The organism is Bradyrhizobium sp. (assembly GCF_028868675.1).
GTDB lineage: Bacteria > Pseudomonadota > Alphaproteobacteria > Rhizobiales > Xanthobacteraceae > Bradyrhizobium.
This window is the reverse complement of record NZ_JAGWUA010000266.1, coordinates 1-5198: the sequence shown is the minus strand read 5'-3', so window position 1 is coordinate 5198 and position 5198 is coordinate 1. Positions and strand designations below refer to the sequence as shown.

General features: G+C 65.8%; 2 protein-coding genes. Both read right to left on the bottom strand.

Annotation, left to right across the window (positions count from 1 at the left end):
- Nucleotides 1–214: 214 nt before the first annotated feature.
- On the bottom strand, nucleotides 215–4084 hold the full coding sequence (gene metH / locus KGM94_RS23190) for a methionine synthase (protein WP_300264489.1): 3870 nt from the start codon (nucleotides 4082–4084) through the stop codon (nucleotides 215–217).
- A gap of 5 nt (nucleotides 4085–4089) precedes the next feature.
- Nucleotides 4090–5016 carry a methylenetetrahydrofolate reductase [NAD(P)H] gene (gene metF / locus KGM94_RS23185; RefSeq protein WP_300264487.1) on the bottom strand — a complete coding sequence of 309 codons (927 nt, stop codon included), beginning with the start codon at nucleotides 5014–5016 and terminating at the stop codon, nucleotides 4090–4092.
- Nucleotides 5017–5198: the final 182 nt, after the last annotated feature.

Sequence of the window (5198 nt, the reverse complement as noted above, 5' to 3'; positions counted from 1 at the left end):
GGGAGGGTCGCAGCGGCGCCTGCGACCCGGTGCGCCGTCTTGCCCGACGGGCAAAAAATCCTGTCAAAGGGCTTGCGCCCCACTGTGCATGGGGTTGTTCCGCCGATTTTGGTTCGAGTCTCTGTAGCCCGGATGCAGCGAAGCGAAATCCGGGATGTCGGGCGTCCCGTATTCCGCTGCCCTCCATATGGGCTACAGCTCGGAGGGGTGCGGCCTACCCCGCGCCCACCCGCTTCTTCTGCCAGGCCAGGTGCGCTGCGCAGGTGCAGCCGGGGGGATGCGAGGCGAGATCCCCTGCGGTCGTGTCGTTGGCGGGCGTGGCGGCGAAGGCCGCCGCGGGTGCGTTCTTCTGTCCCTCTCGCGCCGGGATGTAGTTGAGGATCGGCGCCAGCCAGCGTTCGACCTCGGTCATCGTCATGCCCTTGCGCGCGGCATAGTCCTCCACCTGGTCGCGCTCGATCTTGCCGACGCCGAAATAGAAGCTCTCGGCGTTGCTGAAATAGAGCCCGGACACGCTGCTGCCCGGCCACATCGCAAAGCTCTCGGTCAGCGTCACGCCGGCTGTCCGCTCCCCATCGAGCAGCTCGAACAGCGTCTTCTTCTCGGTGTGGTCGGGCTGCGCGGGATAGCCGGGCGCCGGGCGGATGCCCTGGTACTTCTCCAGGATCAGATCGGCACTGGAGAGCGCCTCGTCCGGCGCATAGGCCCAGAACTCGCGGCGCACGCGGGCATGCATGCGCTCGGCGAAGGCCTCCGCGAGCCGATCGGCCAGCGCCTTGCACAGGATCGAGGAATAGTCGTCATTGGCGTTCTTGAAGCGGTCGGCGACCGCGTCCTCGCCGATCCCCGCGGTGACCACGAAGCCGCCGATATAGTCGGGCACGCCGCTCGAAGCGGGCGCGATGAAGTCGGACAGCGCGGCGTTGAAGCGGCCCTCGCGCTTCTCGAGCTGCTGGCGCAGCGTGTGCAGCGTCGCGATCTTCTTCGTCCGGCTCTCGTCGGCGTAGAGCGCGATGTCGTCGCCTTCCGCATTCGCCGGCCAGAAGCCGATGGTGGCGCGCGCCCGGAACCATTTCCCCTCGACGATCCTGTCGAGCATCTTGCGCGCATCGTCGTAGAGCGAGCGCGCGACCTCGCCGATCTTGGGATCATCGAGAATGGCCGGGAAACGGCCCGACAGCTCCCAGGTCTGGAAGAACGGCGTCCAGTCGATGCAGTCGACGAGCTCGGCGAGGTCGTAATCGTCGAAGCTACGCGTGCCGAGGAAGGTCGGCTTTACCGGTGGCTTGGCAGTGAAGTCGACCGGTACGCGATTGGCGCGGGCGTCAGGCAGCTTCAGGCGCTTCTTGTCGGCCTGCGCGCGAAGGTGAGCCTCGGAGATCTTCGCATACTCCGCGCGCAGGTCGGCGGCATAGGCCTCGCGCTTGTCGGGCGACAGCAGCGTGGAGGCGACGCCGACGGCGCGGCTCGCGTCGTTGACATGGACCACCGGGCCTGCCCGGTAGTTCGGATCGATCTTCACGGCGGTATGCACGCGGCTCGTGGTGGCGCCGCCGATCAGGAGCGGCAGCCTCAAGCCTTCGCGCTGCAATTCGCCGGCGAAGAACGCCATCTCGTCGAGCGAGGGTGTGATCAGTCCGGACAGGCCGACGATGTCGGCCTTCTCGGCCTTCACGGTCTCGACGATTTTGGCTGCCGGCACCATGACGCCGAGGTCGATGACCTCGAAGTTGTTGCACTGGAGCACGATGCCGACGATGTTCTTGCCGATATCGTGGACGTCGCCCTTCACGGTGGCGAGCACGATCTTGCCGGCGGAAGAGTTGCTGTCGCCGGTGATGCCGTTGGCGAGATTGCGGGCTTTCTCCTCCTCCATGAACGGCATCAGCCAGGCGACCGCCTGCTTCATGACGCGCGCGGATTTCACCACCTGCGGCAGGAACATCTTGCCGTCGCCGAAGAGATCGCCGACCACGTTCATGCCGGCCATCAGCGGGCCCTCGATGACGTCGAGCGGACGCGAGGCTGCCTTGCGGGCTTCTTCCGTGTCCTCTTCGATGAACTCGGTGATGCCGTGCACCAGCGCGTGGCTCAGCCGCTTCTCGACCGGCCACTCGCGCCAGGCGAGATCGGCCTCCTTGGTCTCGGTCTTCTTGTCGCGGAATTTTTCCGCCAGCGCCAGCAGTCGTTCCGACGCGCCGGGGTCGCGGTTGAGCACGACGTCCTCGCACACCTGGCGCAGCTCGGGATCGATGTCGTCATAGACGATCATCTGGCCGGCATTGACGATGCCCATGTCCATGCCGGCGTGAATGGCGTGATACAGGAACACCGAGTGCATGGCCTCGCGTACCGGCTCGTTGCCGCGGAACGAGAACGACAGGTTCGAGACGCCGCCCGAGACGTGCGCGCCCGGCAGGTCCTTGCGGATCCAGCGCGTCGCCTCGATGAAGTCGACGCCGTAATTGTTGTGCTCCTCGATGCCCGTCGCGATCGCGAAGATGTTGGGATCGAAGATGATGTCTTCCGGCGGAAAGCCGATCCTGTCGACCAGGATATCGTAGGCGCGCTTGCAGATCGCGGTCTTGCGCGCGAAGGTGTCGGCCTGTCCGGTCTCGTCGAACGCCATCACCACCACGGCGGCGCCGTGGCGGCGCGCGATCTTCGCCTCGTGGATGAATTTTTGCTCGCCTTCCTTCAGCGAGATCGAGTTGACGACCGGCTTGCCCTGCACGCATTTCAGGCCGGCCTCGATCACCGAGAATTTCGAGGAGTCGACCATCACGGGGACGCGGGCGATGTCGGGCTCGGCGGCGACGAGGTTGAGGAAGGTCCGCATCGCGGCTTCCGAGTCGAGCAGACCCTCGTCCATGTTGACGTCGATGATCTGGGCGCCGTTCTCGACCTGGTCGCGCGCGACCTGAAGGCCGGCGGCGTAGTCGCCGGCGGTGATCAGCTTGCGGAAGCGCGCCGATCCCGTGACGTTGGTGCGCTCGCCGACGTTGACGAAGGGGATCGCGTCGGTCAGCGCGAACGGTTCCAGTCCGGAGAGCCGCAGCCGCGGCTCGATTGCAGGCATGACGCGCGGCTTGTGCGGGGCGACGGCGGCGGCGATCGCGGCGATGTGCTCCGGCGTGGTGCCGCAGCAGCCGCCGACGACGTTGACGAGACCGTCGGCCGCGAATTCGCCGATCAGCCGTGCCATGTAGTCCGGGCTTTCGTCGTACTGGCCGAACTCGTTGGGCAGGCCGGCATTGGGATAGGCGCATACGAGCGTGTCGGCGACGCGGCCGATGTCGGCGATGTGGGCGCGCAGGTCTTCCGCGCCGAGCGCGCAGTTGAAACCGATGGTGACGGGCCTTGCATGCCGCACCGAGTTCCAGAATGCCTCCGGCATCTGGCCGGAGAGCAGGCGGCCGGACTTGTCGGTGATGGTGCCCGAGACCATCACGGGCACGTCGATGCCGCGCTCCTCGGAAATCTCGGCGATCGCATAGAGCGCCGCCTTGGCGTTCAGCGTGTCGAAGATGGTCTCGACCAGCAGCACGTCGACGCCGCCGTCGAGCAGCCCCTTGATCTGCTCGCCGTAGGACGCGCGCAGATCGTCGAAGGTCACGGCGCGATAGCCGGGATTGGCGACGTCGGGCGAGATCGAGGCGGTGCGGTTGGTGGGACCGATCGCGCCCGCGACGAAGCGCGGCCTGCCGTCCTCGCGGCTCACGCGTTCGGCGGCGTTGCGGGCCAGCCGTGCCCCCTCGCGGGCCATCTCGTAGGCGATGCCGGAGAGGTCGTAGTCGGCCTGTGCGATCGACGTCGTGGAAAATGTGTTGGTGGCGACGATGTCGGCGCCGGCGCGCAGGTACGCAGCGTGGATGTCCTCGATCGCCTGCGGCTGGGTCAGGATCAACAAATCATTGTTGCCGCGCAGGTCGCGGTGAAAATCCTTGTAGCGCTCGCCGCGGAAGGCGGCCTCGTCGAACTGCAGCGCCTGGATCATCGTGCCCATGGCGCCGTCCAGCACCAGGATGCGGTCGCGGGCGGCTTCGAGCAGCGCAGTGCGCTTGGGAGAAACGGATATGGTCATCTGGGTCAGGCGGCTTTCTGTACGTGCTTGCCGCGAATGCCGAGCAGGTGGCAGATCGCGAACACGAGGTCGGCGCGGTTCATGGTGTAGAAATGGAAGGTGTCGACGCCATGCTTGGCGAGCTTGTGCACCTGGCCGGCGGCGACGCTGGCGGCGACCAGCTTGCGGGTCTCGGCGTCGTCGTCGAGGCCCTCGAACCGCTGCGCGAACCAGTCCGGCACGGTGGTGCCGGCCCGGGTGACGAAATTCCGCGCCTGCCTGAAATGGTGCATCGGCATGATGCCAGGCACGATCGGGATCGCGATGCCGCTGGCACGCACGCGGTCGAGATAGCGGAAATAGAGGTCGTTGTCGAAGAACACCTGGGTGATGGCGCGCGTCGCGCCCGCATCGACCTTGGCCTTCAGCGTGTCGATGTCGGCGTCGAAGTCGCGCGCCTCCGGGTGCTTCTCCGGATAGGCCGAGACCGAGATCTCGATGTCGGCGTGGCGCTTCTTGATGCCGGCGACGAGCTCGGCCGTGCTCTGGTAGCCGTCCTTGTGGGTGAAATAGGGCGTACCGATGCCGCCGGGCGGATCGCCGCGCAAGGCGACGATGTGGCGGACGCCGACCTCGTGATAGCGGTCGACGATCTCGTCGATCTCGCCCCGCGAGGCGCCGACACAGGTCAGGTGCGCGGCCGGCTGCAGCGCCGTCTCCTTCAGGATGCGCGCGATGGTGGCGTGGGTGCGCTCGCGGGTCGAGCCGCCGGCGCCGTAGGTCACCGAGACGAATTTGGGCTCGAGCGGCGCCAGGCGGTTGATGGTCTCCCACAGGCTCCGCTCCATCTCCTCGGTCTTGGGCGGAAAGAACTCGAAGGAGATCGCCGGACGCTTCAACGCAAGGTGCCCGTCTTGCCCGTTGAGCTGGGCAGGCGTCGTCAGTTCAGTCATGGCACCACTCTCACTCCAATTGTCGGCGTCGGCGCGTTTTGATTGCGAGACCGTAAGATAAAACAAAGAGCTCCAACTCAACAGCCCATCATTAATGGGAAATTGCCCACTATTGCCAAAATCGCTGGTAGTTGGCTGCCGGATGATGATTTAGGTGGGATTAATGCATGATAAAATATAAC